Below are 1463 nucleotides of genomic sequence, written 5' to 3' on the forward strand. Positions count from 1 at the left end.
GGCGGACGCGGGCGGTTCTGAGACTCGTCGCCCCGGAGTCGATGTAGGTGACAAGGGCCTTCACCGGCAGCACGGCGGCGGCCTCCCGCGTCATTCTTCTCCGAGGGTTGCGCTAGGGGGATTGGCGCCGAGTCTCAGGAATGGGGAGAGAGACCACATACGGAATAGCACGTTCATGGGGCTGGATGTCCGCAAGGCGGCGATTTCCGTGGCTGATCGAGAGCGGCTGCTAGAGGGCAGGTGTGACGTACTCGAGGTTGTACATCCCGAAGACGCCGGAGATCCTCGGAAATTCCCCTATGCTGGCCGAAGCGCCCCAGAGACCGTTGACCCAGGCTATCGGGAAGACGAAATGGTTGTCGCGCACCATCTCCACCATCTCCACCTCCACATCGAGGCGCTGATCGACGTCGCTGGTGGCCAGCGACTTCTCGATCAGCTCGTCGAGAGGAGCATACTCCGCGTAGAGGATGCTTTCCGCCTTGCTCCAGAAGGCGCCGACATAGCCGAGCACCGGCTCCTCGTAGGCCGGGTTCGCCTTCACGATCACGGTTCCCGCCAGCCCGCGGTCCCGGGTGGCCGGCCGAACCTGGGTCGAGTAGTCCACGTTGGTCAGCTTCGGTCGCAGTCCGATCGCCTGCCAGAACTGGGCCACCGCCTGTCCCATGACGGTCAGGCCCGGCCGGTCGTTCTCCTCGAACAGCATCATCGGGAATTCGAAGCCGTCCGGATAGCCGGCTTCGGCCAGCAGCGCCTTGGCCCGGTCCGGGTCGTAGGGAGTCGCCGTCCAGGAGGGATCCCAGCGCGACCAGCTTTCGTTCGAGGTCCGGTCGGCCGCCGGCACCGCCTCGCCGCCGAGCAGGGTGTCGCAGATCAGCTGCCGGTCGATGGCGAGATCCATCGCCATCCGGACCTTGAGCGCGCGCTCCCAGGCCACGGGATCCGCCGGGTCGGCGACCCAGGGGATCGAGGCGTCGAAGGTCTCGCGCTCCGGAAGGAGGACGCCGAGCGGCGACACGGCGAGAACGTAGCTGCGCGGATCCGACAGGACCTGCGCGCCGCTGCTCCGCAGGCTCCGCGCGCTGGCGGGCGTGACGGGGGCGAGATCGGTCTGCCCAGCCATGATCATCGACCTCCGCGTCGATTCCTCGGGCACCTGGCGGATGATGAGTTCCTTGTAGGCCGGAGACTGACGCCAGTGGTTCGGCACCGCCTCGAAGCGGATGAATTCGCCGGGGCGAAACTCGACCATCTTCCACGGCCCGGTGCCGACACCCATGGACGGATCGGCGGTCGCGGCCTTGGCGCTCAGCATCACCTGACCGTTGAACGGTACGGCCAGCCGGTAGATCAGCCCGACGTTCTGTTCCTTGAGATGCAGGACGGCGGTATAGGCGTCGGGCGTCTCGACGCTCTCCACCGCGCGGCGCCAGAAACCGGCATCGAAGTTAAGGCTGTCGGGC

At 66.6% G+C, this 1463-nt stretch carries 1 protein-coding gene; it reads right to left on the reverse strand.

The annotated features are described in order from the left end of the window. Window positions 1-229 precede the first annotated feature (229 nt). Window positions 230-1463, reverse strand: a 1234-nt coding sequence (locus tag FJM51_RS23385; protein WP_140456488.1) for an ABC transporter substrate-binding protein, incomplete at its 5' end; no start/stop codon positions are given.

Origin of the sequence: Amaricoccus solimangrovi (assembly GCF_006385685.1) — a bacterium.
Taxonomy (GTDB): domain Bacteria; phylum Pseudomonadota; class Alphaproteobacteria; order Rhodobacterales; family Rhodobacteraceae; genus Amaricoccus; species Amaricoccus solimangrovi.